Origin of the sequence: Salinimicrobium catena (genome assembly GCF_900102915.1) — a bacterium.
Lineage (GTDB): Bacteria > Bacteroidota > Bacteroidia > Flavobacteriales > Flavobacteriaceae > Salinimicrobium > Salinimicrobium catena.
This window is the reverse complement of the sequence record NZ_FNGG01000006.1, coordinates 56905-82216: the sequence shown is the minus strand read 5'-3', so window position 1 is coordinate 82216 and position 25312 is coordinate 56905. Positions and strand designations below refer to the sequence as shown.

Sequence of the window (25312 nt, the reverse complement as noted above, 5' to 3'; positions counted from 1 at the left end):
TGCTAATTAACCCTTTCAAGGTTTCAAACCCTGAAAGGGTTTCTTTTATTTTAAGAAATTACTCCCGAGCCTATCAATTCCTCTTCCAGGTGCCAGGCAACAAACTGTCCTTCGGTGATCGAAGCCTGGGGCTCGTCAAAGACCACGTACAAGCCTTCTGCAGTTTGGTGCAAAGTAGCATCCTGTAAAGGTTGGCGGTAGCGAATTCGTGCCTTCACCCTCATTTCTTCCCCCTGCTCAAGTTTAAGGTCTTCCCTTACCCAGTGTGTTTCTTCCGGAGTCACGAAAAGTCCGCGGCGGTACATTCCCGGGTGATCTTTTCCCTGTCCGGTGTAGATCACATTGTCTTCCACACTGGTCTCTATTACGAACAAAGGTTCTGGTGTGCCGCCCACGGCCAGCCCTTTGCGCTGACCTTTGGTGAAATAATGAGCCCCCTGGTGTTTCCCTACTACTTTTCCTTCGGCCGGGGAATAACTGTACTTTCTGGAAAGGAATTCCAGTTCCTCTTTTTTGTCACTGAATTCCGGGGTTTCAGCCTGGTATTTTTCTTCGGAAGCATCTATTTCTACAATGTTTCCTTCTTTTGGCTGGAGTTTTTGCTGAAGGAATTCCGGAAGCCTTACTTTCCCAATGAAACAAAGTCCCTGGGAATCTTTTTTTTCAGCAGTGATCAGGTCCTGTTCCGCAGCGATCTTTCTAACCTCGCTCTTTTGCAATTCTCCAATAGGAAACAGGGTTTGAGACAACTGCTCCTGTGATAACTGACAAAGGAAATAAGACTGGTCTTTATTCTTATCTTTTCCAGCGAGCAATTGATAAACCATCTCGCCATTTTCTGTAGTGGTGGTGCCTTTTCGGCAGTAATGGCCGGTCGCCACAAAGTCGGCACCCAGCGAAAGAGCTATCTTCATGAAGACATCGAACTTGATCTCGCGGTTGCAAAGTACATCAGGATTTGGGGTACGGCCTCTTTCGTATTCGTTGAACATATAGTCCACTATACGTTTTTTGTACTCCTCGCTTAGATCAACTGTTTGAAAAGGAATGCCCAGTTTCTCGGCTACCAGCATCGCGTCATTAGAATCGTCAAGCCAGGGACATTCTTTGGAAATGGTCACAGAGTCATCGTGCCAGTTCTTCATGAAAAGGCCTATTACTTCATATCCCTGTTCCTTCAGCAAATATGCCGCGACACTTGAATCTACTCCTCCCGATAATCCTACAACTACTCTTTTCATAAAACTTTAAAATCCTCTTTTTTGAGGGCTGTATTGCTGCCGCAAAAATACATAAAATATGCCATTTCTCAGAAGTAGGGAGGACGCGGTTACGAGAAGCCTTAAACAAAAAAAGCGACCGAAAGGCCGCTTTAAATTAAAATGTATTGAATTTACTTTTCGAAGGTAAACGTAAAATCCACACCTTGATAATTGGTTAAGAAATCGAACCTGTTCTCAGATTCCCAGGTTACCGTTCCCGCTAAAAGTCCAAAAGGCGATACATTTATAGTGTATTGAGTAGCAGATTCCTTGCTCCATTCCCCTTCACTGGGTTGGGCCTCGCAGGTGTCCTCATCATACCAGGTCATATCTGCTGTGCCATCTTCATTGAAAGTAACGACTGGTTTGTCATCACACGCTTCCAGATCCCAAACGGGAGGGTTGATCTGTACAAGAGTCCATGTTCCTATAACAGTGTTTTTAGTAGATGCTCCGTCGTCATCGTCACTACAGGAAGTAAAAGCGAAAAGTCCGGCTACCAGTAGAAAGATCAGGTGTTTTTTCATAATAAACGGTTTAGTAGGTTTTATTGGTGACGGAAAAATCCAAATAAGTTTTAACACCGCCTAATTTGAATTTATAAAAATATCATAAAAAAAAGCAGCTCTAAGGGCCGCTTTTTCAAATGTTTAGTCAATAGGGGCTTTATAGTTGTCTTTGAAATGTGAAGACAATGCCTTCTTCAGAAGTAAAGATCATTCTGTCTTTGCTAGGGAAAGTTGCTGTTCCACTTACTTCTCCTACTTCAGGGAAATCAAACGAATAGGAAGAGGCTCCGGTTTTTTGCCAGGTTCCTTCGCCAGATGTGAGATCACAGTTGTTCTGCTGAAAATAGAAGTTCGCGGTAAGGGTATTGTCACCTTCAACTCTTACAGTTGAATTGTTCGCGCATTCCTGTGGATCAAATAATGTATTCGGTTCAACGCTTTGAAGGATCCAGGTTCCCAGAACTCGTTCACCTTCTTCGTCATCATCACTGCATGAGGTGAACCCCACCAAAGCAGTCATCATCAAAAGGATCAAAATTTTTTTCATAATACGTGGTGTTTCTACTAAATATAATAAAAATGTCTGTGCGTCAGATGATTAAGTAGAATAAAAACCAGGTGAGAGGCTGATTTATAAACAGTTTAATTAAAAATTATTCTGAGCCACAAAATTGGGTGGAGAGATTTTGTTAAAATAAAATTAACTTAACTTAAACATTATTATTGAAAGTTATGAATTAAATTTGAGTAATTATTTAAACTTATTGCTATGAAAACCTATTCAAATTTTTTACAGATCCTTTTGATCCCTATGCTATTATTTAGCTTGAACTCCTGCAGCGATGACGACGATATGAATACCCCGCCAGTAGAAGAGCCAATGACCGTTGCCGATTTTGTGGCTTCTAATGATAATTACTCTTCTTTGGCTGCAGCCCTTGAAGTGGCCGGGTTGACAGCAACTTTAGACGGTACTGCATCTTATACTGTCTTTGCACCCGATAATGATGCTTTTGCTGCATTTCTCGCAGACAATGGATTTTCTTCTCTTGAAGAAGTACCGGAGGAAATACTTACACAAATCCTGTTGAACCACGTACAGTCAGGAGAGATCAGGGCTGCCGATCTTAGTACCGGTTATATTGAAAGTATGGCCACCGGGGCAGCTTCCGAAGAAAATCTGAGCATGTACATTAATACTTCCAATGGAGTAATGATCAACGGAGTCTCTACAGTAGAGAATGCTGATATTGAGGTGGCGAACGGGATCATCCATGCTGTGGATGCTGTAATAGGATTACCTGATATTACGACCTTTGCTTTAGCAGATCCTACATTTGATATTCTTGTAGCTGCCCTCACTCGTGAGGAGGATTATACTTTCGTTTCTACTTTAATGTCTTCTGAAGATCCTGCTCCATTCACTGTTTTTGCACCCACCAATGATGCCTTTGCAGCCTTCTTGGAAGAAATGAATTTTGCGAGTCTTGATGAGGTACCTGCAGATATACTCGCTACCACTCTAAGCTATCACGTTGTACCCTCAGCCAATGTGCGGTCTACAGATCTCACAGATGCTATGGTAGTCAACACCCTCATTGACCAATCCTTTACCGTAAATCTGGGAGATAATGTGGTAATCACAGATGCCAGTGGACGGACCTCCACCGTTATCGCTACAGATGTGCAGGCTACCAATGGTGTGATCCATGTTTTAGACACTGTGTTGCTCCCCCAATTTTAATCCCCCCTTTTAGGTTGTTGTGTTAAAAGAGAAAAGCCCGGTCACTGCCGGGCTTTTCATTTTTAATATGAGAAAGTATTATTTCTTTCCTTTTTGTTGTTGTTCTGCCTGCTCCATCATTTCCTGCATCTTGCGCGCGAATTTACCCTGCTTTCTCGGTTTCTTCTTATTCTCCTGGATTTTGGCATGTATCTTATCCTCGTCAATGATCACGTGCTTGATCACCAGCATGATCCCGATCGTAATAAGGTTTGAGGTGAAATAGTACAATGAAAGACCACTCGCGTAGTTGTTGAAGAAGAACAACATCAACAGCGGAGAAAGGTACATGATGAACTTCATGTTCGGCATTCCCGGTTGCGGACTCTGCATGTTCTGCCCGGTTGTCATCATCATATAAATGAAAATGGCAATAGAGGCGAGGATAGGGAAAAGACTAATGTGATCTCCATAAAAAGGAATGTTGAACGGCAGCTGGGCTATGGTATCATAGCTGGAAAGGTCATCTGCCCACAAAAATCCTTTTTGACGCAACTGGAAGGCGCTCGGGAAGAACTGGAAAAGCGCATAGAAAACCGGGATCTGCATCAAGGCCGGCAAACACCCGCTCATTGGGCTGGCTCCTGCCTTGCTGTACAGCTTCATGGTTTCCTGCTGCTTCTTCATTGGGTTGTCTTTGTACTTCTCGTTAAGTTCATTGATCTCAGGACGCAACACCTTCATCTTAGCCTGGCTCAGGTAAGATTTGTAGGTCACCGGAGACAGCACGATACGGACCACAATGGTCATAACGATAATAGCGATCCCGTAGCTTGGTAAGAACGAACTCAGGAAGGCAAAGAACGGAATGAAGATGTATTTGTTGATCCATCCAAAGATCCCCCATCCAAGAGGCATGATCTCATCAAGATTGCGGTCGTAATTATTCAGGATCTGGTAATCACTTGGCCCGTAATACCAGTTCATGTTGTAGTTCAGCTCTCCGCCTTTTAGCTCCAGAGGGAAAGTAGAAGCAAAGGCTTTAGTATAAACCGTATCTATCTCTTCATCTTCAACAAGATTTTCAGACTTGAATCTTCCGGTTTCAAAAGGAGTGTCGGTCAGTAAAATAGAGGTGAAGAAGTGCTGTTTATAAGCCACGTAAGTGATGTCCTCATCTTCATCTTCGCCATCGGTTACGTAGTCGTCATCTCCGCCGCCATACTCATAAATAAGTTCTGTATATCTATTCTCATAGGAAATACTTTTGGCGTGACGGTAACCCTTCAGCTTCCAGTCCATGGTCACGGCGTTCGCAGTGTTGAATACATCGCCAAGCCCCTGCGATCTTATGCTGAAGTCCATCATATACTCACCCGGCTTCAGGACGTATCGGTATTCTAGGAACTCGTTATCAGAAACTTTCAGTTTCATGCTTAGTACCGTGTTTTCACCGTTCTTGGTCACAGTAGGTTCAAAGAACAGGTTTTGCGTGTCCAGAACCCTGCCATCGGTAGTACTGAAATTGATGTTGAAGGAAGCATTGCCGTCCTTTATAAGATAGACCGGGATGGAGTCGTAGGTCTTGAAATTTTTCAGTCTTGCTTCGGAAATATACCCCCCCTTGTTCTCGACCTTTAATTCCAGCACATCATTTTCTATGGTAGTGGTATTTTCCTGTGCTGAAGGAAGGGTAGCCGAATATCCGAAGGCTCCAAGGCGGCTCTGCGCCTGGGCAACCGCGGCTGAATCAGTGACCTGCACAGATGGCTGGTCCTGGCTATCCGGAGTTTCTTCGGGGGTAACTACTACTTCTTCGGTTCCTGCTTCCTCCTCAATGGTTTCGGGAGCAGTTTGGTTCATGTACAACATCCATATCAGGATCCCACCAATTAAGATGAAACCTATGAGGGAGTTGATATCTAACTTTTTTTCTTCCATTATTCGGTGTAAATAAAACGTGCGGTAATTTCCGCTTTTATTGTGTTAGTCAATTTTGTGACCAACTAAGGTTATTGTGCCAAGGTGGCATTTTTTTGTTGCTTTGAATATTCCTTTGCCGCTTTGACAAATGCCACGAAGAGTGGGTGTGGGCTCGCTACGGTGCTCTTATACTCGGGGTGGTATTGTACTCCCACGAACCATGGGTGTTCTGGTACTTCCACGATCTCCACCAGTTTAGTGTCAGGGTTTATCCCCGTGCTCAGCATACCCTGAGATTCCAGTTGTTCGGCGTATTTGTTGTTGTACTCGTAACGATGACGGTGTCTTTCACTAATGGTTTTGTTGCCGTAGACTTCTTCGGCAATGGAACCTTCTTTTAATTCGCATTTCCAGGAACCAAGCCTCATGGTTCCGCCCAGGTGGGTGATCTCTTTTTGCTCTTCCATAAGATCGATCACCGGATGCGGAGTTGAAGCATCCATTTCGGTAGAATTGGCATTCTTCAATTTCAGCACGTTACGCGCAAATTCGATCACGGCCATTTGCATTCCAAGACAGATGCCCAAAAATGGTATTTTCTGCTCCCTGGCAAAACGTACCGCATCGATCTTTCCTTCTACTCCGCGTTCCCCAAATCCGGGAGCTACCAGTACTCCGTCAAGGTGAGAGATCTTGTTCTTTATGGTAGTGTCATTGATGAACTCTGAATGTATGCTCTCAATGTTCACCTTCACCTCGTTCGCTGCTCCCGCATGAATAAAGGCTTCCAGGATAGATTTATAGGAATCCTGCAATTCCACATATTTCCCTATCAAGCCGATAGTAACTTCATGCTTCGGGTTCTTATGCCTTTTAAGGAATTCGTTCCATTGGGTAAGGTTGGGTGAAGAATCATCGGGCAGGGCCAGCTTTTTCAGCGTTACGGTATCCAGGCCTTCTTCCAGCATCATATTTGGAACATCATAAATGGTAGAGGCGTCTATGGACTGGATCACCGCTTCCTGCTTCACGTTGCAGAAAAGGGCTAGTTTTCTTCTTATGTCGTCTGAAAGTTCGTGCTCTGTACGGCACACCAGAATATCGGCTTTGATCCCGCTTTCCATCAGCGTTTTTACGCTGTGCTGGGTAGGTTTGGTCTTCAATTCTCCCGCTGCCGAAAGGAATGGCACCAGGGTAAGGTGGATCACCAGGGCATTGTCGTCTCCCAGTTCCCACTTTAGCTGTCTTACCGCTTCTATGTATGGCAGGGATTCGATGTCACCTACGGTTCCACCGATCTCTGTGATCACAATGTCATATTCGTGGTTCTTTCCAAGCAGCTGAATGCGTTCCTTGATCTCGTTGGTGATATGGGGAACTACCTGCACGGTTTTTCCCAAAAATTCCCCGCGGCGCTCTTTTTCGATCACGCTTTGGTAAATTCGGCCGGTGGTAACATTATTGGCCTGTGAGGTATTTACATTCAAAAATCGTTCGTAATGGCCCAGGTCAAGGTCGGTCTCTGCCCCGTCTTCGGTCACATAGCATTCGCCGTGCTCGTAAGGGTTCAGGGTGCCGGGATCAACATTGATGTAGGGGTCCAGCTTCTGAATAGTGGTCTTGTAACCACGCGCTTGCAGTAATTTTGCCAAAGACGCAGCAATAATACCCTTTCCCAGAGAAGAGGATACACCGCCGGTGACAAAAATATACTTGGTTTCAGCCATTTTGAAAGGGTGTTTTGTGCGTTGTTTATTCAGGGCGCTAAATTACAAAGAAGAATAGAAAAAGAAACCATCTAAGCCGGAATACTTTAGGAAAACTTTAAGGCTTTAGAGGCATCCTTTTTACCGTGGATACTTCTGCCGAATGGTCCTGAGGATATGTTCCATTCCGTTGACCTTCAGTTCAAAGACCTGCTGTAGCTGGTCGCCTAATTTTCCCTTCGGAAATCCCTGCTGCCTGAACCAGACCAGGTAATGTTCCGGAAGTTCAGACAAATATCTGCCCTTGTATTTTCCGAAGTACATTTTCGCATGGGCAAGCTCGAGCAGGCTTTTATGGTTTGGTTGAATTTCCATGCGGCGAATTTCAGGAAAAAAGTGGCAGTAAATGCCATTTTAAAAGAATTAATCTGCCTTTGGCCTGAAGTAAAGTTAAATTCTTGATAATGGGTTTTACAGGAGTTTCAGCTTTTGAGTATATTCAAAAAAAAGAGATTTTATGGCTGTTATAGGTTCAATTATAAAGGGTTTGCTACATGCCCGGGATGCGGTTATTTCTGAACCCGATCCTTTTGAGGCACAGGAAAAGGTGCTCCGCGGATTGCTGGAAAAGGCGAAGGATACCGAATTCGGGAAATTCTATGGCTTTAAAGAGATCCTGAAAAGTGAGAATATTCAAAAAAAATATGCACAAAAAGTGCCCTTTTTCGATTACAACAAGATCAACGAAGAGTGGTGGAGCAAAATGCACGAAGGAGCCGAAAATGTCACCTGGCCCGGCAGGCCGCCGTATTTTGCATTGAGTTCGGGCACCACCGGAAAGTCCAGCAAAAGGATCCCGGTAACCGATGACATGATGGAAGCCATAAGACAGACCGGCATCAAACAGGTGGGGACGCTGACCAATTTTGACCTGCCGTCTGATTTTTTCGAAAAGGAGATCATGATGCTGGGCAGCTCTACAGATCTTGATAAAAAGGGCGACCACGAAGAAGGTGAGATCAGCGGGATAAGCGCAAGCAACATTCCATTCTGGTTCAGGGATTTTTATAAACCGGGCATGGAGATATCATCCATCAACGATTGGGATGAGCGGGTATTACAGATCGCGAAAGAGGCAAAGAACTGGGACATTGGGGCCATTACCGGAATCCCTTCCTGGACGGAGCTCATGATCAAGAAGATCCTGGAGTATCATAATGTACAGAATATCCACGAGATCTGGCCCAACCTGCAGGTATATTCCACCGGCGGAGTGGCCTTTGAACCTTATGAAAAGGCCTTTGAGAAGATCCTGGGCCACCCTGTAATTGTAATAGATACCTATCTGGCTTCGGAAGGTTTTTTGGCGTTCCAGGCACGGCCCGGTACATTGGCCATGAAGCTGGTGCTGGACAACGGCATCTATTTTGAATTTGTGCCTTTTAAACCTGAATTTATCAACGAAGACGGCTCGCTTATACCCGATGCGCCCGTGGTGGGGCTGAAGGATGTAAAAGAGGAAGAAGACTACGTCCTGGTGATCAGTACTGTTTCAGGGGCCTGGCGATATCTTATTGGCGACACTATAAAGTTCACCGATGTAGAGAAGATGGAGATCAAGATTACCGGCCGTACGAAGTTCTTTTTGAACGTGGTGGGTTCTCAATTATCTGTCAATAAAATGCAGGATGCGGTGAAAGAGCTGGAAAAGGAATTTGGGATCACTATTCCGGAATTTACCGTGGCCGCGGTGCAAAAAGATGGGGAATACATCCACAAATGGTACATGGGAGTGGAAGGCGAAGCCAAAGCTGAAAAGCTGGCTGAAGCCCTGGATAATCACCTGAAAGAAGCCAACAAGAATTACGGAGTTGCCCGTCAAAAGGCGCTAAAGGGAGTGGAAGTTGTGACGATTTCACCTACTGTCTTCCATGAATGGAGCGCGAAAAACAAAAAGAAAGGCGGACAGGTCAAAATGGAAAAAGTGATGAAAGAAGACAAATTCGCCGAATGGGAAAAATTCGTAAGGTCAATGACAAATTAGCAATGAGCAATAAACAATGAACAATGATCAGATGAAAATAGATCATCAAAGAGATTATCTTAAATTTCTATAAGCTGCTTGATGGGCATTATACATTAATCATTATACATTAGACATTCCCTCAGCTTCCTTCCTGTTCTACTTGTTCCAGGTTTTCCTCCTGGTTGTTCACCAATGCCATTATCTCTGCGGGAGAGAGGTAAAGCCGTGCCTTTCTCCTTTTGTATGAATCTGACAAACTGGAGTGATTGAGGATAAAATCCTTGGTTGCAAAAATATAATTTCCTAATCCGTGGCTTATAGCATGTGTGTCTGCTGTTCGTTCCGCTTTTTTGATGAATTTTTCTGAGGCAATATAGCTTGCACCAAAGCGCACCAGTTCCAAGGTCGATTTTTCGCGGTAATCAACAATGTGCCCTAACTCATGGCTCAGCCATCCAATAAGGACTTCCGAAGGAATATCGGCTATAGAGAATTCTTGGTTTTCAATAAGGAATTTACTGCTCATAAAAACATAGTAGCTACGGTGCTCTTTTCCTTTCCACAGGTTGGCAAATTTGGGCTGTGCCTGCATAAAAGACTTTTTAATGTTGTTCTTATATTTGAACTCGATCTCTACGTTTTCAAGTTGGGGGTAATGGGAGAGAGCAATTTTGGCTTCATTCACGATATTTACCGGTATGATCTTGTTGCCCTGGTGAAGGATCTTTTCTTCCTTAAAATTTCTTTTGGTAGCACAACTACAATTTCCTGCAAGAAACGAGAAGATTAAAACCAGAACAAAAATTTTCTTCATTGCACATGAGTTTTGAGGCGTGGCGGTTCTGAAATTCATGGAAAATGAACCTTAAGCCGATCCAATTAGGATATGCAAGGAGAATCAACCATTATGCCAATGCTTATGAGTTATTTGTATTAATGTTTTAAAGAAATTTCAATACACGAAGCTATTATACATTAACCATTATACAATAAACATTTCCTCAGCTTCCTTCCTGTTCTGCTTTTTCCAGGTCTTCCTCGAGTTTGTTTACCAGCACGATGATCTCTTCCGGGGAAAGATACAGGCGGGCGATCCTTTCTTTATAAGAGTCGGATAGGTGGGAGTGGTTAAGAATAAAATCTTTTGTCGCCAGAATATAATCACTCATTCCGGCGTTTACTGCGTAAGTATCCGCGGCACGCTCGGCCTCTTTGATGTAATTTTTGGAAGTAACGTAACGCAGGCCGAAAATGATCAATCCCGCGGCCGACTTATCCCGGTAGTCCATGATGTGACCAAGTTCGTGCCCCAGCCAGCCGATAAGCACTTCCGAAGGAACATCGGCCATAGAGAACTCCTCTTCCTCAATAAGAAATCGGCTGCTGATGAAAACATTATAACTGCGGTCGTCCTTGCCTTTGAACAGGTTGCTAAATTCAGGCTGCGCCTGCATAAAAGATTTCTTGATGTCTTCTTTATACCTGAACTCGATCTTAACGTCTTTTAGTTCGGGATAGTAAGACAGCGCGGTTTTGGCTTCTTCAAGAATAGATTGGGGAATGATCTTATTATCCTGGTAAACTACTTTTTCGCTCATAGATTTATTTGCTCCGCAGCCCACAACTGCAATAAATAGTGGTATTATTAATAAAATGACTGAAACTCTGCGCAAGACAATGGGTTTTTGAACTTAGGAAACATGCCGTTCCTCCCTTTTAAAATAACAGATTCTTTTTGTTATACAAAGAAAACTGTAGGTATTCAATTGGGTAGTAGCTTGTTTTTAAGTAAATTAATGCTGCTAACTTAATTCAACGACTATGCCAGAACTACCCGAGATCGCTCTTAATAAAAAGTATATGGATGCCACCGCGCTTCACAAAAAGATCACCCAGCTGTCATTTCCCGATGCCAGTTTGCTGCAGGCTCCAAAATCACATTTTGAGAAGGCCTTAAAAGGAGAGGAGTTGGAAGAAACCACCAGGCTGGGGAAATATCTTCTGATAAAGATAAGCAGCGGGAAATGGCTGGTCTTCCACTTCGGAATGACCGGAAAACTGGAATACTACCAGAACCGGGAAACTCCCAAATACACTAAAATGCTGCTGAGCTTTGACAACGATTACCATCTTGCCTACAGCTGCCGGAGAAAACTCGGAAAGATCTACCTGGCTGAAGGCTTTGAGGAATTCAAAAAAGAACATGAGTTGGGTGACGATGCCCTGGAACTTTCAGAAAAGCAGTTCCTGAATTTACTCACAGATAAAAGCGGCAGCATCAAGGGAGCACTCACAGACCAGCATCTTCTATCCGGTATCGGGAATGTTTATTCAGACGAGATGCTGTATCAATGTGGGATCCATCCGAAGTCAAAAGTAGATAAGCTTTCCGAAGCTGAGAAAAAGCAACTTTACAAGCAGATGAAAAAGGTGCTTAAAATGGCCATAGATAAGGAAGGGGAGCGGTCTGAATTTCCTTCAGACTATCTCATCAACCATCGCAAGGACGGGGAAGACTGTCCCAAATGTTCCGGAAAGACCAAACAGATCAAGGTTTCCGGAAGGAGCACTTATTTCTGCCCTTCCTGTCAAAAAGAGCAAAAATGAAGGTCCATATAGGGTGTTCGGGTTATAATTACAAGGACTGGAGGGGTAAGTTCTATCCTCAAAAAATGCCGCAAAAGAACTGGCTGGAATACTATGCTACTGTTTTTGACACGGTAGAGATCAACAACACTTTTTACAAATTTCCGCGGGAAGAAGCCCTCAAAAACTGGCATGATCTGGTACCTTCAGATTTTAAGTTTACGCTGAAAGGTCACAGATACATTACCCATCGTAAAAAATTAAAAGAGGTGGAGCGAAGCGTGTCAGACTTTGAAGACCTGACCAGGTTCCTGAAACGAAAAATGGGTTGCCTCCTATGGCAGTTACCCGGTAACCTGCACCGGAACGATGAAAAGCTAACTAATTTCTGTAAAACTCTCGACGGCAGGCGCAAAAATGTGATCGAGTTTAGGCATGAATCCTGGTTTCATGAGGAGGTTTATGAAATCTTGAGGGAACACAAAGTAATTTACTGCAGTATTTCCAGTCCCGATTTTCCAGAAGATATGATCACTACCGGCAAAATCGGCTATCTGCGGTTCCACGGAAAAGGGAAAAACTGGTATGACTATCTTTATTCTGAAAAAGAGTTGAAAGAGTGGCATGAAAAGATCATGAAAGAGGATCTGGAGGAGATCTATATTTATTTCAATAATGACATTCACGCTAATGCGCCCAAAAATGCCGAACAACTGAAACAGCTTTTTAGTTAAATTTCTATTTCCATTCCGTCATAGCCGGGAATGATCTGCAGATCTTTGGTTTCCAGAGCTTTTAATTTTTTACGTGATTCACTGATATCCTTAAAGAACCATCCCCCAAAATGGGTAAGGGCGATCTTTGAGGTAAGCGGCTCCAGCAGTCTTAGCAAGTCAGGAATGCCGGTGTGTCCGAAGATCTGATCGTTCTTTCTTCTTATCATGCCTCTTTTGCGTATAAAAGAAGCTTCAGTTATGACCAGGTCAACCTTTGGAAGATCCTTGAGATTCGCTTTTTCTATCCAGGCTACGTCTCCTGTGATAAAGATGATTTTTTCCCCTTTTTGAATCACGTAACCTAAAGATTTCAGGCGTAGGGCATGGATCACTGGAACGGGAGTAAAATGATAATCGCCAATGCTGAAGGGTTTTGTGATCACCTTCAGGGTTGGGACCAATTCCTGGGGTTCGGGTCCGAAAAGGGGGATTTCAGGAGAAAATTCTTCCTCGTTGAAAACAAAAAAAGCATGGTCCGGATGAAAATGGGTAAAAACAATGGCTTCAGGATCATTTTCCATGTATTTCTCTTCCCCCACATCTATCAGGATCTTGTCATCGATGAGAATTCCGCTGTATTTCTTATGTCGTGGCGCCGATTGCGGGATCTTGCCGCGGGTGCCCAGGATCTTAACTTTCATGCTGCAGCTTTAAATTCCGAAGGGATAAGTTTCAGGGACTAAATGACCGTCGGGTTTCAGGTGCAGCGGATGTAAGGCTTTCGTCTTGTCAATGTATAAGAAAGCGTCATAACGGTCAGACAGCCTGGAAGGAACGTAATTTCCCCTTTCATGATGAGGATCGTAAACCACCCCAACTGCGCGATGACCCAGCCTTTCCTGGAAGATCTCCTTGAGCGGAGAATCGTCATCAAAAATGAGGAGCTGGTTCTTGCTGTGGTGCTGGTGAAGCAATCGTTCCACACTGCCTTCTATGGCCTTGGGAAGTTCCATTTTCTTCATTTTTCCTCCCCAAAATTCACCTGCCATTACAGACCCCTGATATGATCCGAAGCCAACGAGCACCACCCCGTCATCCTGGTGCTGCTGGCGGACCAGCTGCCCCACGTTGTGCATGCCATGAGCGGCCATGTCTGTAGCGCGGGCGTCGCCAATGTGGGTGTTGTGTTCCCAAATGATCACCTTGGCATGATCATCATGGTAGTTCATGAGATGGTTCAAGGTTTCTACCATGTGCGAGTCTCGCACGTTCCAGGAAGAGCTGTCAAATGAGGCCATGGCTTCATAGTATTTCTCGGCATTTTTCATCACCAGGGTGTTCAGCTCTGCGTTGAGGTCGGCCTCCCGCTCATCGTTGTACTTTTTGATGTTCTGCCTTACTTCAGTAAGCAGCTGTACAACTTCATTACGGCACCTCTGGTTCATGCCACGGTAAGCCGTGGCGTAAGAATCGTTCTTGCGGTAAGGTTCAAAACATTCAGCCACACGCCGGGCTAAAGTTGCGGTTTCGGGGTCTTCTTTTTCCAGGTAATTGACAATTATTTCCATAGACTCCCATAAGCTGTAGACATCAAGCCCGTAAAAGCCCACTTTTTCAGCAGGATCAAGATTTGAGTTGTAGCTCTTCATCCATTCGGCAAAGGCCGCGACTTCCCAGTTTGCCCACATCCAGGTGGGCCAGCGTTTAAAGGTCTTTAAAACTTCCTCTATTGAGGACCCTGAATCTGGAAGGTCTTTGACCCAGCGATTGATCTTGTAGCAATCTGGCCAGTCACCTTCTACAGCCACAAACGAAAAACCTTTTTCTTCAATAAGCCTTTTTGAGATCTCTGCCCGCCAGGTGTAATATTCGTGCGTGCCGTGAGAAGCCTCCCCCAGCAGCACGTATTTTGCATCTCCTATCCTGTGCATCAAAGGATCCAGGTCTTCGGCATTTTCAAGAGGACGAATATGTTTTGCTGAAAGATCTGTTTCTGAAGTGAAGTTTGATATCCAGTTTGCCATGGTTCTATGCTTTAATGATTTATTCGGTTGATTTACAATAAATAAGGTACGAATTATTTAGAGGGCAATGCCCGAAGCAGCAGTGGCTTTAGAAAAGTTTAAGTCCTTCTTTTCAAATTTTAAGGAGGTTTTAATTAAATTGAATGCTATGGATTCACTTCAAATAATCGGGGGTCTGGTTGTGATTGCCCTTACGTTTCTTGATTTTTTTCATACTACCTTATCGGGTAATGGTTTCGGATTTATTTCGCGGGAATTGAATCGTCTTTTGAACCGCCTCATTATAAGGAACCGGAGCAGATCCATTTATCGTTATTCCGGACTTGCCCATTTATTGATCACCACCTCGGTCTGGTTGGGGCTCCTGTTCTGCGGTGCATTCCTGATTTTTACCGCAAAAGAAGAAATGGTGGTCAACGGAAGCACTTTTTTACCGGCCACAGAAGATGAAAGATTCTATTACACATCGTATGTGCTTTCCACCCTGGGAATTGGCGATTTTGTTCCCGGCAGTGAAACCAGCAGGATCCTCACCGGAATTCTTTCCTTTACCGGATTCATCCTCATCACCACAGGTTTGACTTACTTACTCAGCGTAGTGCAGGCCGTACTGAGCAAAAAAGAACTGGCTTTCTTCATCTCTACCCTGGGAGGGGATGTGGAAGAGATCTATCAATTCTTTAAAAAAGACCAAAATCTTGACGGGTTATTATCTGATGCCAATGACCTGCGGAAGCAGATCCTTCAAAATGCCAGTAGTTACCTCGCTTTTCCCATGACCAATTACTTCCTGACCAAGAAGCGCAATTCTGCTTTGATCGTGCAATTGGCTATCCTGTCTGAAGTATTGATGGTCCTGCGAATGGACTGGAAGGAGGGAAGCATTCAGCATGCAAAACTGTGTACTCTTATCAATGCCATTGAAAAGTACCTGGACCTTGGGCTGGAAGGTCCCGATAAAGATCTTCATAACCAGGAAAAGCTGGATACTTTGCGAAGTTTTTGGCAGAAATACGGGCATACTTTTAAAAAGAGTACAGAGATGGATCGTAGGTTTACTTCCAGCCTCTATTACGCCGGCTGGAGCTGGAAAGAGGTCTATAAGATGAAAGAACAGCTATAAAAGATAAAGAACAGGTATAAAAAAAGGCAGCCATCGGCCGCCTTTTAAAATGTTTCAGATTTTTTATTTCTGAAAAGTATCCTTTAATCGTTGCTGCAGTTCCGCATCGGTTTGTAGCCGGGTGGCGATCTGCTTGTATCTTTCCATGGTCAATCCGCTTTTTTCCACGTTTTCCTGGATGTTTTCTTGAAACTCAAGCTGAACTTCTTCTATTTCGGCTACGATCTCTTCGTAAGCTTCTTCTTCCTCCTCGGTGGTCTCAACCTCAACCGCAGGATCAAGTTGCGCTTTATGGATCTGATTGAACCGCTGAATTTCCATTTCTTCTTCTGCGACTACCTGCGCCATTTTTTGCTGAACTTCCTGGTTCATCATGCGCATCTGTTGAAAAACAGCGGCGAACTTGTTCAGTTCAGCATCGGTCACCTTAGCCTGATCTGCCTGAGCAAAAAGGGTAGTGGCGGTCAAAGCGAAGAACAGGAAGAATCCGGCAAATTTCTTTGTTCTAAAAGTCATAAATCTATTTTTAGGTTAAACGACAAACCTAAAATTTATGAGTTGGAGCGCAAAAGAATTGGCGGCTTTTTCCGAAAGTTTTCTGAAAGATTAACTTTTAAGGCTCTTCTTTTCAACTTTCTCCGAAAGCTCCAGCTCAACCGGAAGTTGTCCGCGGGTAAGATCCTCGAATTCTTCTCTTTTTCGAATAAGATGGGCTTTCCCGTTATACCATAATACTTCTGGCGGACGAAACCTGGAGTTGTAGTTGCTGGCCATAGAGAAACAGTAAGCACCCGCATTGTCGAAGGCCAGGATATCACCTTCCTTGATCTCTGAGATCCTGCGGTTGCTGGCAAAAGTGTCGGTCTCGCAAATGTAGCCTACCACCGAGTAGAAGCGTTCCCTTCCATCGGGATGCGAGATGTTATGGATCTCATGACGCGAACCGTAGAACATGGGACGAATTAAGTGGTTGAAGCCACTGTCTACCTGTGCGAAGACGGTAGAAGTGGTCTGCTTGATCACGTTCACCTTTACCAGGAATTTTCCGGCTTCACTTACCAGGAACTTTCCGGGTTCAAAAGCAAGAGTAAGATCTTTTCCATATTCCTTGCAGAACTCGTTGAATCGGCTTGAAAGTTTTTCTCCCAGCTCTTCGATATTGGTTTCTATGTCACCTTCTTTGTAAGGTACTTTAAAACCACTTCCGAAGTCAATGAACTCAAGGTTCTTGAAGTTCTTGGCGGTCTCAAATAGAATTTCCGAAGCATAAAGAAAAACCTCTATGTCCAGGATGTCACTCCCGGTGTGCATGTGAATTCCGTTGATGTTCATCCCGGTATTTTCCACTATGCGCATCAAATGCGGGATCTGGTGAATGGAGATGCCGAACTTGGAATCTATATGCCCAACCGAAATATTAGTGTTTCCCCCGGCCATCACATGCGGATTGATCCTGATGCATACCGGAACTTTCGGGTGGCGGGAGCCAAATTGCTCAAGGATGGAAAGGTTGTCGATATTGATCTGCACCCCGAGCTTGGCCACCTGTTCGATCTCTTCCAGAGACACCCCGTTGGGAGTGTAGATGATCTTTGAGGGTTCAACCCCGGCTTCAAGCCCTAACTGCACTTCCTGGATAGAAACAGTGTCTAACCCTGCCCCCAGTTTATTGAACAACTTAAGAATGCTGAGGTTTGAAAGAGCCTTTACGGCATAATTTATCTTTAGCTGCTTAACCGGCTTAAATGCACTGGTCAGGCGCCTGTATTGAGAAATGATCTTCTCGGCATCGTAAACATAAACCGGGTCTCCAAATTCGCGGGTAATGGCTAAAAGGTCACTGTTGTTCATCTTCGGAAAAATTAAAGGTGCAAAAGTAAAGCAGAATTATAAGGTTACTGCACAACTATTGTAAAATTAACCAATTCTAACAAATTGTTATTTTTAAACTGAGCAAGTGATAATTAATATTTCCTAATATGTGATGGAGTGCCGGAATAAAACCCGGAAAATTCGTAAATTGAGAATTGTAAATCAGGTAGTTATGACGACAAGATTAGCGCTTTTTCCTTTACAGAACGTGGTCTTCCCCGGAGAAAAGCTCCCCCTGCACATTTTTGAAGAGCGCTACAAGCAGTTGATTAAAGACTGCGAGGATACAGGTATTACCTTTGGCATTCCGGTTTACCTGAACAATCGGTTGGAGTATGGGACAGAAGTAGAACTTGCCTCTGTGGCAAAAAGTTATCCTTCAGGAGCCAAGGATGTGATCTGCAGAGGACTAAGGGTATTCAGGATCAAAGAATTCGATCACCACGAGAAGGGAAAGATCTATGCCGGCGGAGATGTTGAATTTCTGGAAGATATTGACAACCCCGAAGAGGAGCAGATAAGTCAGTTGATGGATCTCATTACCGAGCTTTATGTTCATCTCGAAGTGCCGCCGCCAAACATTGACCGGGAAACCTTCCGCAGCTTTACCCTGGCGCACAAAATAGGATTGTCACTTCAGCAGGAATATACCCTTTTAAAGCAGAGATCTGAAAAAGAACGGCTTTCTTACCTCATTAATCATTTGTTGATCACCATTCCCATCGTGCAGGAAATGAACAGGGCCAAATATGTGATCGAACTAAACGGCCATTTCCGGAATTTTGACCCGCTGGATTTCAGGGAGTTCCGTTTGCGTCAAAGATGAAATTATATCCGTTCTTTCGGCAGTTTCCCCTTTTAAAAAAGATTGGCAGAATCCTATAATGTTTGTTACTTTTGTGAACCATAATAAACACAGAAGAAACACCTCATTATGAACATACACGAATATCAAGGAAAAGAGATATTGAGCAGCTTTGGCGTACGCGTACAAAGAGGTATCGTTGCACAAGATGCTAAAGAGGCAGTAGATGCTGCAAAAAAACTTACTGAACAAACCGGAACCGGGTGGCATGTGATCAAAGCCCAGGTTCACGCAGGTGGTCGTGGAAAAGGCGGGGGAGTGAAACTTGCAAAGAATCTTCAGGAGGTAGAAGAGATCGCAGGACAGATCATCGGGATGAACCTGGTGACTCCACAAACTTCTGCGGAAGGTAAGAAAGTTCACCAGGTGTTGGTGGCCGAAGATGTATACTATCCGGGAGACAGCGAGCCGGAAGAATATTACATGTCGGTTCTTCTTAACCGCGCTACTGGAAAGAACATGATCATGTACTCTACTGAAGGAGGAATGGACATCGAGACCGTAGCCGAGCAGACTCCACACCTTATCTTCAACGAAGAGATAGATCCTGCAGTTGGATTGATGCCGTTCCAGGCAAGAAGGATCGCCTTCAACCTTGGATTGAGCGGTGCTGCCTTCAAAGAAATGACAAAATTCGTGATGGCTCTTTATGAGGCGTACACAAAATCTGATTCCTCTCTTTTCGAGATCAACCCTGTTCTAAAGACAAGCGATGACAAGATCATGGCGGTTGATGCCAAGGTGACTTTAGATGATAACGCGCTTTTCCGTCATAAAGATTACGCTGAAATGCGTGATACCCGGGAGGAAAATCCTGTAGAAGTGGAAGCTAAAGCCGTAGGTCTTAACTATGTTGACCTTGACGGAAACGTAGGGTGTATGGTGAACGGTGCCGGACTTGCAATGGCAACCATGGACCTTATCAAGCAAGCGGGAGGAGAACCTGCTAACTTCCTTGATGTTGGTGGTACTGCCGATGCAAAAAGAGTAGAAGAGGCATTCCGTTTGATCTTAAAAGATGAGAAAGTAAAAGCTATTTTGATCAACATTTTTGGAGGTATTGTTCGTTGTGACCGTGTGGCACAGGGTATCGTTGATGCTTACAAGAACATGGGAGACGCCATTAAAGTGCCGATCATTGTTCGTTTACAGGGAACAAATGCCGATATCGCTAAAGAACTTATCGATAACAGCGGACTTGATGTACACAGTGCTGTGGAATTCCAGGAAGCAGCTGATAAAGTACACGAGGTGCTGGCTTAAGCACAAAAACATACAGAAGTTTGAAGCCCCGGGATTCGGGGCTTTTTTTATGTCTGCTTTTGAAATGTTAAAGATTTGTTAAGCTGAAAATGGCGGTGTAACAAATGAAGGGGTTGAAAGGTCTCTAAGGTAAATCATCAATCAATCATTTTAAATCATTTGTTTATGAAAACCTTCAAATTATTATTCGTTGCCCTGGCTTTAGTTTTTAGCAGTACTATATTTGCTGCCGAAATTCCCTCTGAAGAGGATAGATCTAACTCTCCAATTTCTTATGAGATCGAAAAGATGTTAGCCGATTCCAACCTGATCATTGAAAATGATTTTTTGATTACGGTTGTCTTCAAGGTCAATTCTGAAAAGAGAATTGAATTAAAGTCTATTGAATCCTCAAATGAAGCAGTGAACGCTTTTCTGGAAAAAAGACTAAAGAACAGGAAACTTCATGGTGATGACTGGTTTGCAGAAAAGCTATATGAACTGCCTGTAAGGGTGCGAGCTATGAGATAGAAAAATTTGTAATTTTATGGAAAACCCGGCTTTTACGCCGGGTTTTTTTGTCGTAGGTGGTTCATTAATTGAAGAGGAGAAAATTTTTCCAAAAAACTTTGCGTCTTTTTTTATGGTTGAAAGTCTTGTATGAAAATAAATGAATTAAAAATCTAAAACCATTAATTATGACAGCTTTTAAATTACCAATCGTATTACTTCTCATGACCCTAAGCCCTTTAAGTTATTCGGCTGAGGCACCTGGTATTTTCAGTGAAAATGTTGAAATCGCTCCTTTGGTAAAGGATGAGCTATCCCGGGAAATTCAAAGGATGCTACGGGAGTCTGAGCTGGTAATAGAGGAGGAGACAAAGGCGGTATTGATATTCAATGTCACTCCTGAAAAGAAGATATCGATCCGCTCAATAATAGTAAGAGATACTGCTGTGAAGTGTTTTATTGAAACAAGACTACAAAACCGTAAACTTCATGGCAGTTATTGGGAAAAAGGAGAGGTTTATGCTGTTCCTGTAAAGTTGGAGGTGAGCCGGTAGGGAAAACGTAATTTGTTAAAAGAAATATAAAAATGTTTCAGAATTGTAACGATCCAAATTTTCAACAGTCATTATAGTAAATCGATCAATCAATATCAATCAATCAAAACGAACCGTCATGAAAAATTTAAAAACGTTATTTGTCATTTTTGCTATTGTCCTTAGTACTACTGCTTTTGCTAAGGCTGAGAAATTCACCGATCCTGCTTCAGTTACCGAAGAGATCGAAAAACTGGTTAAGTCAGAAACATATGTTTCTGAAGGCGCTCTTGAAGTTACCATCTTCTTTTCCATTTCTGAAGAAGACAGGATCCAGAGCCTTTCTGTAGCTTCTTCCAATGAGGAGATCAATCAGGTCCTTTTGAAAGAGTTGAACGGAAAAGAACTTACGGGCGAGCAGTGGCTAAAAGGAAAAGTTTATGAGCTTACTGTAACTGTGAGATAAGCCAAAAATTGTTTCAATGTTTGAGTTAGGATGAGCCCGGCCTTTGGTCGGGTTCTTCTTTTTACAGGTGCAGGCCGCACTCTGTTTTGGGGTTGTTGTTCCACCTGCCGTTGCGGGCTTCTCCGGCCACAGTGCAGTGGGAGCAACCAATAGAATGATAGCCTTTGGAAACCAACGGATGGAAGGGGAGCTTATGTTCTTCTATGAATGCGTCCCTTTCTTCCTGTGTAACGTCCAGTAAAGGATAGAACTTGAGAATGTCTCCGCGGTTCTCAAAAATATCTAGAGATGCCCTGTGGTCGCTTTGCCATTCCATAAGTCCGCTAACCCAAACGGTATATTTGGTTTTAATAAGATCAAGGGGCTTCACTTTATTGATGTAACAGCAAAAATCGGGATTCTTTTTCCAGGTCTCGTCGGCAGTAGTGAAGGCATGTTCTTCCTTTAAGGCGCTGATCGATCTCACCTTTAGGCCGTATTTTTCACTAAGTCTCTCCTTATATTTTAAAGTTTCTTCAAAGTGATATCCCGTGTCTATAAAATGAACTAACTGGTCGCGGTTAACATCAGAAAAGAGTTTCAGAAGAAATGCTGAAGTAGCTGCAAAGGAACTGGTGAGCATGATCTCATTGGCAGAGAAATCATTGTAGAGCTCTGCAACCCTTTCCAGAAGAGAGAGGCTCTGGTATTTTTCATTCAATAATTTGATCTCCTCTGCCGAAATTTCTCTTTTTTCTGCGATCATTTCCATAGGGGGCATTAGCTTTTTTTCTTTACGTCCTTACTTTCCTTTTTAGGCATTGGGCCGCGTTTATAGATCACCAGGCCATTGAGAAAATTCCGAAGAAATTGATCCCCGCATTCCATGTATTTAGGGTGGTCTTCACTTCTAAAAATGGCTCCGATCTCACTTTTGGTCACCTTGAAGTCTACCAGGGAGCAAATGTGTACAATGTCATCATCTCTCAGTTTCAGGGCGACTCGAAGTTTTTTGAAGATGTCGTTATTTGATAAAGCCATAGAAGCGCGGAATATTAGATGCCTGCAAAAGTAATCAAGTTTCCCCAGCCACTGAAATCCTTCTTAAGCAAAGTAGGCAAAAATTAAAGAGTTTAACATCTTAAATGACAAAAAGACATATTAAGTTGTGGTTAATAGGACATAATGTCGGTTAAAAAGGAGTGGTATTCGGTTTGCTAAGGAGTAAATGTGAAACCTAAAAAACTAAATGATATGAGCTTAATAAAGAGAAACGAGGCCAACTGGCTGCCATCAGTGTTCGACGATATGTTTAAGACTGATTGGTTAGGAGGAACAACTAACGTGAACAGCATTGGAACCAGCATTCCTGCGGTAAACATCTTTGAGAGCGATGACAACTTCATGGTTGCAGTGGCCGCTCCCGGAAAGACCAAGGAAGATTTCAATATCGAGCTGGACAATGATGTATTGACCATTTCTTCTGAAGAGAAAAAAGAAAATGAAACTTCAGAAAAGAACGGAAGGTTTACAAGAAAAGAGTTCAGCTACACCAACTTCAAAAGGGCTTTTAGCCTGCCTGAAACTGTGGACAGCGAAAAGATCTCTGCGGCTTATAACAGCGGAGTGCTTGAGATCACTCTTCCAAAGAAAGAAGAGGCCAAAGTGCAGCCAAAACGAATGATCGAGATCGCTTAATCCTAGGATCTCAAAAAGGACAAAAAACGCTCCCGAAAAGGAGCGTTTTTTTATTGCCTTAAATTGGAAAGTTATTAACAAACAGGTAGTTGTTTTAATTTCATATCAACTTTTGGATGATATTTGATAAAAAAGTGATCACAATGAAATACTTCGGGCTTGTACTTTTAACGCTGGTTCTCGTTTCGGCAACAGTGAACATCGAACTGGAAAAGAGATCATTGCTCAACAACCGGTTAGAGCTAAAGATCCCTAAGAATTTTCAGATCATGTCTGAAGAAATGCTGAATACAAAGTACCCTTCAGCAAATAGGCCAAAACTGGTCTACACGAATAAAACGGGAGGAATTAATGTGGCTTTGAACCTGACGGAAAGCCAGGCCTCCCAAAGCCAAATCGACTCTTATAAAGATTACTTGGTCCAAACTTTCGAAAGTGTTTATCCCTCGGCAGAATGGAAAAGCAGTGGAGTTACCACAATTAATGGGAGGAAAGTCGGGTACCTGGAATTAGTGACTCCTGCAATAGACACAGAGATCTACAATCTGATATTTTTTACCGATTTGGATGGAAAGCTGCTTTTATGCACATTTAACTGCACCATTGATAGCATGAATGAGTGGAGTCCTGCAGCCAAAGAGATCATGCACTCATTACGGGTGAAATAAAACCTTCCTTTATAAAAAGATTTTAGCCTAAATATCTTTTAAAAAAGCCATTTCTGAATCCTCTTCAGAAATGAACAAATTTTATTTTGTCCTCACTTTCCGAAGGAAATAACTAATGATCTTAAATAATAGCAAGGTATGACACAGGTCATACTCTAAGAGCCCTGATACTTTTAAATTAGGCAGCACAATGAACAGCGTTTTTGTGAATGCCTACGATTAAAAGGCATTCCATCTGACCTATAAAACCAATAATTTTTTACAGATGAAAAGTCTTCTATTAGGTAACGAGGCACTGGCTCAGGGCAGTATAGATGCCGGGTTATCTGGTGTTTATGCTTATCCCGGCACACCTTCAACTGAAATAACAGAATACATTCAAAAGTCAAAACTTGCGCAGGAGTTAAAGATCCACACCACCTGGTCGGTCAACGAAAAAACGGCCATGGAAGCTGCTTTAGGTATGTCCTATGTCGGCAAAAGGTCGATGGTGGTGATGAAGCATGTGGGCTTGAACGTAGCTTCAGATGTTTTCATGAACATGGCGGTCTCCGGAATTAACGGCGGCCTGGTGGTGGTGGTAGCCGATGATCCCTCCATGCACTCCTCACAGAATGAACAGGATTCCCGTTTTTATGGAAAATTCGCGATGATCCCCATTCTGGAACCTTCTAGCCAGCAGGAAGCTTATGATGTTATGTCTTATGCCTTTGACCTTTCCGAAGATGTAAAACTACCGGTCTTGCTAAGAATGGTTACCCGCCTGTCGCATTCCCGCGCGGGAATAAAAGTAAAGCAAAGAAGAGATCAAAACGAAATAGATTTACCGCGAGACACCTCACGATTTGCCTTACTTCCCAGCAATGCCCGGAAACAGTTTGACCTGCTTGTTAGTAAGAAAGACACACTTGTTCATTGTTCTGAAACCTCCAATTTAAATAGCCTGAGGTTGAGTGAGAACAGGAACACAGGGATCATTGCCTGTGGGCTGGCCTACAATTATTTAATGGAAAATATTGGAGAAGATCTATCTTTTTATTCCATTCTTAAGATATCACAGTATCCTTTACCTAAAGAAAAGATACAAGCCTTGTACCGGCACTGTGACAAAATCATCGTCATGGAAGAGGGTTACCCTATTGTAGAAGAGCTGTTGCACAATTATTTTGATGAAAATGATAAAATTAAAGGAAGGTTATCTGGTGATCTCCCCAGGACAGGAGAGCTTAACCCAAATATTGTCGGGAGGGCTTTAGGGCTTTTCCAAAACAGCACTGAACCCGTTCCTTCGGTGGTCACACCCAGGCCACCGCAGCTTTGTGATGGTTGTGGACATACAGACCTTTTCAACACCATCAACGAAGTGATCCGAGAAATAGGGGACAAGAATGTGTTTGGGGATATTGGCTGTTACGCTCTCGGGGCCTTGCCGCCAATGAATACCGTCAATACTTTGATCGACATGGGAGCCTCCATAACCATGGCAAAAGGAGCTGCGGATGCGGGAATGGACAATGCCATTGCTGTAATTGGCGATTCCACTTTTACGCATTCGGGGATGACCGGGCTTTTAGATGCCGTTTATGAGAACTCTCCCATTACGGTGATCATTTCAGACAACTCGGCTGTTGCGATGACAGGAGCCCAGGAATCGACAGCGGTAGGCAGGTTGCACAAGATCTGTTTGGGTCTTGGAGTTCATCCGGATCACCTGAAGACAATTGTGCCGCTGAAAAAGAATCACGATGAAAACGTAGAAGTACTTCGGAATGAATTGAAGTACAAAGGGGTTTCGGTCATTATTTCTGAAAGGCCCTGCGTGAGATTGTCCAGGGATCAAAAAGAAGTGATCAAAGCCAAGATCGCGGCATTGAACTAAAG

Annotated in this window: 28 protein-coding genes; 14 read left to right on the top strand and 14 right to left on the bottom strand. The window is 43.4% G+C overall.

Features of this window, described 5'->3' with window-relative positions; all coding sequences use genetic code 11:
* Nucleotides 1–50: 50 nt before the first annotated feature.
* The 3 genes from mnmA to BLS64_RS11885 all read right to left on the bottom strand — a co-directional run bounded on the left by mnmA (nucleotide 51) and on the right by BLS64_RS11885 (nucleotide 2318).
* Nucleotides 51–1241: a tRNA 2-thiouridine(34) synthase MnmA gene (gene mnmA / locus BLS64_RS11895; protein WP_093113712.1), complete on the bottom strand. Its 1191-nt coding sequence runs from the start codon at nucleotides 1239–1241 to the stop codon at nucleotides 51–53.
* Nucleotides 1242–1393: 152 nt separating this feature from the next.
* Nucleotides 1394–1789 carry a lipocalin family protein gene (locus tag BLS64_RS11890; RefSeq protein WP_093113713.1) on the bottom strand — a complete coding sequence of 132 codons (396 nt, stop codon included), beginning with the start codon at nucleotides 1787–1789 and terminating at the stop codon, nucleotides 1394–1396.
* Between the two features lie 139 nt (nucleotides 1790–1928).
* On the bottom strand, nucleotides 1929–2318 hold the full coding sequence (locus tag BLS64_RS11885) for a lipocalin family protein (protein ID WP_093113714.1): 390 nt from the start codon (nucleotides 2316–2318) through the stop codon (nucleotides 1929–1931).
* Nucleotides 2319–2540: 222 nt separating this feature from the next.
* Between BLS64_RS11885 and BLS64_RS11880 the strand changes: the two genes are divergently transcribed.
* Nucleotides 2541–3515: a fasciclin domain-containing protein gene (locus BLS64_RS11880; RefSeq protein ID WP_093113715.1), complete on the top strand. Its 975-nt coding sequence runs from the start codon at nucleotides 2541–2543 to the stop codon at nucleotides 3513–3515.
* 78 nt (nucleotides 3516–3593) lie between these two features.
* On the opposite strand, the gene yidC is transcribed toward BLS64_RS11880, so the two are convergent.
* The 3 genes from yidC to BLS64_RS11865 all read right to left on the bottom strand — a co-directional run bounded on the left by yidC (nucleotide 3594) and on the right by BLS64_RS11865 (nucleotide 7498).
* Nucleotides 3594–5435, bottom strand: coding sequence for a membrane protein insertase YidC (yidC, locus tag BLS64_RS11875; protein ID WP_093113716.1), 1842 nt, complete (start codon nucleotides 5433–5435; stop codon nucleotides 3594–3596).
* Nucleotides 5436–5506: 71 nt separating this feature from the next.
* Nucleotides 5507–7144 carry a CTP synthase gene (locus BLS64_RS11870; RefSeq protein ID WP_093113717.1) on the bottom strand — a complete coding sequence of 546 codons (1638 nt, stop codon included), beginning with the start codon at nucleotides 7142–7144 and terminating at the stop codon, nucleotides 5507–5509.
* 120 nt (nucleotides 7145–7264) lie between these two features.
* A complete protein-coding gene (locus BLS64_RS11865; RefSeq protein WP_093113718.1) occupies nucleotides 7265–7498 on the bottom strand; it encodes a DUF3820 family protein in 234 nt (77 codons plus the stop codon).
* Between BLS64_RS11865 and BLS64_RS15475 the strand changes: the two genes are divergently transcribed.
* Entirely contained in the window at nucleotides 7454–7585 is a 132-nt protein-coding gene (locus BLS64_RS15475; RefSeq protein ID WP_143019315.1) for a hypothetical protein, read from the top strand. The two genes, BLS64_RS11865 and BLS64_RS15475, sit on opposite strands and share 45 nt — an antisense overlap.
* A 55-nt stretch (nucleotides 7586–7640) precedes the next feature.
* Nucleotides 7641–9167 carry a GH3 family domain-containing protein gene (locus tag BLS64_RS11860; protein ID WP_093113719.1) on the top strand — a complete coding sequence of 509 codons (1527 nt, stop codon included), beginning with the start codon at nucleotides 7641–7643 and terminating at the stop codon, nucleotides 9165–9167.
* Between the two features lie 121 nt (nucleotides 9168–9288).
* On the opposite strand, the gene BLS64_RS11855 is transcribed toward BLS64_RS11860, so the two are convergent.
* Together BLS64_RS11855 and BLS64_RS11850 are read right to left on the bottom strand one after the other, a co-directional pair.
* Nucleotides 9289–9963, bottom strand: a complete 675-nt coding sequence (locus BLS64_RS11855) for a hypothetical protein (protein ID WP_245693453.1) — start codon at nucleotides 9961–9963, stop codon at nucleotides 9289–9291.
* A 187-nt stretch (nucleotides 9964–10150) separates the two neighbouring features.
* Nucleotides 10151–10747 (bottom strand): M48 family metalloprotease, encoded by a 597-nt coding sequence (locus BLS64_RS11850; RefSeq protein WP_093113720.1) that lies wholly within the window; start codon nucleotides 10745–10747, stop codon nucleotides 10151–10153.
* 223 nt (nucleotides 10748–10970) lie between these two features.
* On the opposite strand from BLS64_RS11850, the gene BLS64_RS11845 reads away from it, so the two are divergent.
* Together BLS64_RS11845 and BLS64_RS11840 are read left to right on the top strand one after the other, a co-directional pair.
* Entirely contained in the window at nucleotides 10971–11756 is a 786-nt protein-coding gene (locus BLS64_RS11845; RefSeq protein ID WP_093113721.1) for an Fpg/Nei family DNA glycosylase, read from the top strand.
* The gene (locus tag BLS64_RS11840) at nucleotides 11753–12469 is read left to right on the top strand and encodes a DUF72 domain-containing protein (protein ID WP_176763475.1); all 717 of its coding nucleotides are present in this window, start codon (nucleotides 11753–11755) and stop codon (nucleotides 12467–12469) included. Before BLS64_RS11845 ends, BLS64_RS11840 begins: the two co-directional genes overlap by 4 nt.
* Here the strand turns inward: BLS64_RS11840 and BLS64_RS11835 are convergent.
* Both BLS64_RS11835 and BLS64_RS11830 read right to left on the bottom strand, forming a co-directional pair.
* The gene (locus BLS64_RS11835) at nucleotides 12466–13152 is read right to left on the bottom strand and encodes an MBL fold metallo-hydrolase (protein WP_093113723.1); all 687 of its coding nucleotides are present in this window, start codon (nucleotides 13150–13152) and stop codon (nucleotides 12466–12468) included. The genes BLS64_RS11840 and BLS64_RS11835 overlap by 4 nt on opposite strands.
* Before the next feature lie 9 nt (nucleotides 13153–13161).
* Nucleotides 13162–14475 carry an erythromycin esterase family protein gene (locus BLS64_RS11830; RefSeq protein ID WP_093113724.1) on the bottom strand — a complete coding sequence of 438 codons (1314 nt, stop codon included), beginning with the start codon at nucleotides 14473–14475 and terminating at the stop codon, nucleotides 13162–13164.
* Nucleotides 14476–14623: 148 nt separating this feature from the next.
* Here BLS64_RS11830 and BLS64_RS11825 point away from each other — a divergent pair, with 148 nt between their 5' ends.
* Nucleotides 14624–15598, top strand: a complete 975-nt coding sequence (locus BLS64_RS11825) for a potassium channel family protein (RefSeq protein WP_176763474.1) — start codon at nucleotides 14624–14626, stop codon at nucleotides 15596–15598.
* Between the two features lie 63 nt (nucleotides 15599–15661).
* Here BLS64_RS11825 and BLS64_RS11820 read toward each other — a convergent pair whose 3' ends face one another.
* On the bottom strand, nucleotides 15662–16114 hold the full coding sequence (locus tag BLS64_RS11820) for a DUF4168 domain-containing protein (protein WP_093113726.1): 453 nt from the start codon (nucleotides 16112–16114) through the stop codon (nucleotides 15662–15664).
* A gap of 90 nt (nucleotides 16115–16204) precedes the next feature.
* Entirely contained in the window at nucleotides 16205–17449 is a 1245-nt protein-coding gene (gene lysA, locus BLS64_RS11815; protein WP_093113727.1) for a diaminopimelate decarboxylase, read from the bottom strand.
* A 193-nt stretch (nucleotides 17450–17642) separates the two neighbouring features.
* On the opposite strand from lysA, the gene BLS64_RS11810 reads away from it, so the two are divergent.
* The 5 genes from BLS64_RS11810 (at nucleotide 17643) to BLS64_RS11790 (ending at nucleotide 21086) form a co-directional block, all read left to right on the top strand.
* Nucleotides 17643–18296, top strand: coding sequence for an LON peptidase substrate-binding domain-containing protein (locus BLS64_RS11810; RefSeq protein WP_093113728.1), 654 nt, complete (start codon nucleotides 17643–17645; stop codon nucleotides 18294–18296).
* Nucleotides 18297–18404: 108 nt separating this feature from the next.
* Nucleotides 18405–19598, top strand: coding sequence for an ADP-forming succinate--CoA ligase subunit beta (gene sucC, locus BLS64_RS11805; protein WP_093113729.1), 1194 nt, complete (start codon nucleotides 18405–18407; stop codon nucleotides 19596–19598).
* Between the two features lie 165 nt (nucleotides 19599–19763).
* Entirely contained in the window at nucleotides 19764–20108 is a 345-nt protein-coding gene (locus tag BLS64_RS11800) for a hypothetical protein (RefSeq protein ID WP_093113730.1), read from the top strand.
* A 167-nt stretch (nucleotides 20109–20275) separates the two neighbouring features.
* On the top strand, nucleotides 20276–20641 hold the full coding sequence (locus BLS64_RS11795) for a hypothetical protein (RefSeq protein WP_143019314.1): 366 nt from the start codon (nucleotides 20276–20278) through the stop codon (nucleotides 20639–20641).
* A gap of 118 nt (nucleotides 20642–20759) precedes the next feature.
* Complete coding sequence (locus tag BLS64_RS11790) at nucleotides 20760–21086, top strand: hypothetical protein (protein WP_093113732.1); 327 nt, start codon at nucleotides 20760–20762, stop codon at nucleotides 21084–21086.
* Nucleotides 21087–21147: 61 nt separating this feature from the next.
* Here the strand turns inward: BLS64_RS11790 and BLS64_RS11785 are convergent, their stop codons facing one another.
* Both BLS64_RS11785 and BLS64_RS11780 read right to left on the bottom strand, forming a co-directional pair.
* Nucleotides 21148–21846, bottom strand: coding sequence for a phosphoadenylyl-sulfate reductase (locus tag BLS64_RS11785; RefSeq protein WP_245693451.1), 699 nt, complete (start codon nucleotides 21844–21846; stop codon nucleotides 21148–21150).
* A complete protein-coding gene (locus tag BLS64_RS11780; RefSeq protein WP_093113733.1) occupies nucleotides 21846–22106 on the bottom strand; it encodes a DUF1456 family protein in 261 nt (86 codons plus the stop codon). The genes BLS64_RS11785 and BLS64_RS11780 overlap by 1 nt, the downstream gene beginning before the upstream one ends.
* Before the next feature lie 213 nt (nucleotides 22107–22319).
* On the opposite strand from BLS64_RS11780, the gene BLS64_RS11775 reads away from it, so the two are divergent.
* The 3 genes from BLS64_RS11775 (at nucleotide 22320) to BLS64_RS11765 (ending at nucleotide 25310) form a co-directional block, all read left to right on the top strand.
* The gene (locus BLS64_RS11775) at nucleotides 22320–22763 is read left to right on the top strand and encodes an Hsp20/alpha crystallin family protein (protein ID WP_093113734.1); all 444 of its coding nucleotides are present in this window, start codon (nucleotides 22320–22322) and stop codon (nucleotides 22761–22763) included.
* Nucleotides 22764–22906: 143 nt separating this feature from the next.
* The gene (locus tag BLS64_RS11770; protein ID WP_143019313.1) at nucleotides 22907–23431 is read left to right on the top strand and encodes a hypothetical protein; all 525 of its coding nucleotides are present in this window, start codon (nucleotides 22907–22909) and stop codon (nucleotides 23429–23431) included.
* Between the two features lie 265 nt (nucleotides 23432–23696).
* Nucleotides 23697–25310 (top strand): thiamine pyrophosphate-dependent enzyme, encoded by a 1614-nt coding sequence (locus BLS64_RS11765; protein WP_093113736.1) that lies wholly within the window; start codon nucleotides 23697–23699, stop codon nucleotides 25308–25310.
* Nucleotides 25311–25312: the final 2 nt, after the last annotated feature.

Coding starts and splice junctions, on each gene's coding strand:
- BLS64_RS11825 (WP_176763474.1), top strand. CDS start 14,624: ATGGATTCACTTCAAATAATCGGGGGTCTGGTTGTGATTGCCCTTACG.
- BLS64_RS11850 (WP_093113720.1), bottom strand. CDS start 10,747: ATGAGCGAAAAAGTAGTTTACCAGGATAATAAGATCATTCCCCAATCT.
- BLS64_RS11860 (WP_093113719.1), top strand. CDS start 7,641: ATGGCTGTTATAGGTTCAATTATAAAGGGTTTGCTACATGCCCGGGAT.
- BLS64_RS15475 (WP_143019315.1), top strand. CDS start 7,454: ATGGGCAAGCTCGAGCAGGCTTTTATGGTTTGGTTGAATTTCCATGCG.
- BLS64_RS11835 (WP_093113723.1), bottom strand. CDS start 13,152: ATGAAAGTTAAGATCCTGGGCACCCGCGGCAAGATCCCGCAATCGGCG.
- BLS64_RS11810 (WP_093113728.1), top strand. CDS start 17,643: ATGACGACAAGATTAGCGCTTTTTCCTTTACAGAACGTGGTCTTCCCC.
- BLS64_RS11780 (WP_093113733.1), bottom strand. CDS start 22,106: ATGGCTTTATCAAATAACGACATCTTCAAAAAACTTCGAGTCGCCCTG.
- BLS64_RS11790 (WP_093113732.1), top strand. CDS start 20,760: ATGAAAAATTTAAAAACGTTATTTGTCATTTTTGCTATTGTCCTTAGT.
- sucC (WP_093113729.1), top strand. CDS start 18,405: ATGAACATACACGAATATCAAGGAAAAGAGATATTGAGCAGCTTTGGC.
- BLS64_RS11795 (WP_143019314.1), top strand. CDS start 20,276: ATGACAGCTTTTAAATTACCAATCGTATTACTTCTCATGACCCTAAGC.
- BLS64_RS11820 (WP_093113726.1), bottom strand. CDS start 16,114: ATGACTTTTAGAACAAAGAAATTTGCCGGATTCTTCCTGTTCTTCGCT.
- BLS64_RS11770 (WP_143019313.1), top strand. CDS start 22,907: ATGAAATACTTCGGGCTTGTACTTTTAACGCTGGTTCTCGTTTCGGCA.
- BLS64_RS11830 (WP_093113724.1), bottom strand. CDS start 14,475: ATGGCAAACTGGATATCAAACTTCACTTCAGAAACAGATCTTTCAGCA.
- BLS64_RS11880 (WP_093113715.1), top strand. CDS start 2,541: ATGAAAACCTATTCAAATTTTTTACAGATCCTTTTGATCCCTATGCTA.
- BLS64_RS11840 (WP_176763475.1), top strand. CDS start 11,753: ATGAAGGTCCATATAGGGTGTTCGGGTTATAATTACAAGGACTGGAGG.
- BLS64_RS11785 (WP_245693451.1), bottom strand. CDS start 21,846: ATGCCCCCTATGGAAATGATCGCAGAAAAAAGAGAAATTTCGGCAGAG.
- BLS64_RS11800 (WP_093113730.1), top strand. CDS start 19,764: ATGAAAACCTTCAAATTATTATTCGTTGCCCTGGCTTTAGTTTTTAGC.
- BLS64_RS11885 (WP_093113714.1), bottom strand. CDS start 2,318: ATGAAAAAAATTTTGATCCTTTTGATGATGACTGCTTTGGTGGGGTTC.
- BLS64_RS11870 (WP_093113717.1), bottom strand. CDS start 7,144: ATGGCTGAAACCAAGTATATTTTTGTCACCGGCGGTGTATCCTCTTCT.
- yidC (WP_093113716.1), bottom strand. CDS start 5,435: ATGGAAGAAAAAAAGTTAGATATCAACTCCCTCATAGGTTTCATCTTA.
- BLS64_RS11890 (WP_093113713.1), bottom strand. CDS start 1,789: ATGAAAAAACACCTGATCTTTCTACTGGTAGCCGGACTTTTCGCTTTT.
- BLS64_RS11865 (WP_093113718.1), bottom strand. CDS start 7,498: ATGGAAATTCAACCAAACCATAAAAGCCTGCTCGAGCTTGCCCATGCG.
- BLS64_RS11855 (WP_245693453.1), bottom strand. CDS start 9,963: ATGAAGAAAATTTTTGTTCTGGTTTTAATCTTCTCGTTTCTTGCAGGA.
- BLS64_RS11775 (WP_093113734.1), top strand. CDS start 22,320: ATGAGCTTAATAAAGAGAAACGAGGCCAACTGGCTGCCATCAGTGTTC.
- lysA (WP_093113727.1), bottom strand. CDS start 17,449: ATGAACAACAGTGACCTTTTAGCCATTACCCGCGAATTTGGAGACCCG.
- mnmA (WP_093113712.1), bottom strand. CDS start 1,241: ATGAAAAGAGTAGTTGTAGGATTATCGGGAGGAGTAGATTCAAGTGTC.
- BLS64_RS11765 (WP_093113736.1), top strand. CDS start 23,697: ATGAAAAGTCTTCTATTAGGTAACGAGGCACTGGCTCAGGGCAGTATA.
- BLS64_RS11845 (WP_093113721.1), top strand. CDS start 10,971: ATGCCAGAACTACCCGAGATCGCTCTTAATAAAAAGTATATGGATGCC.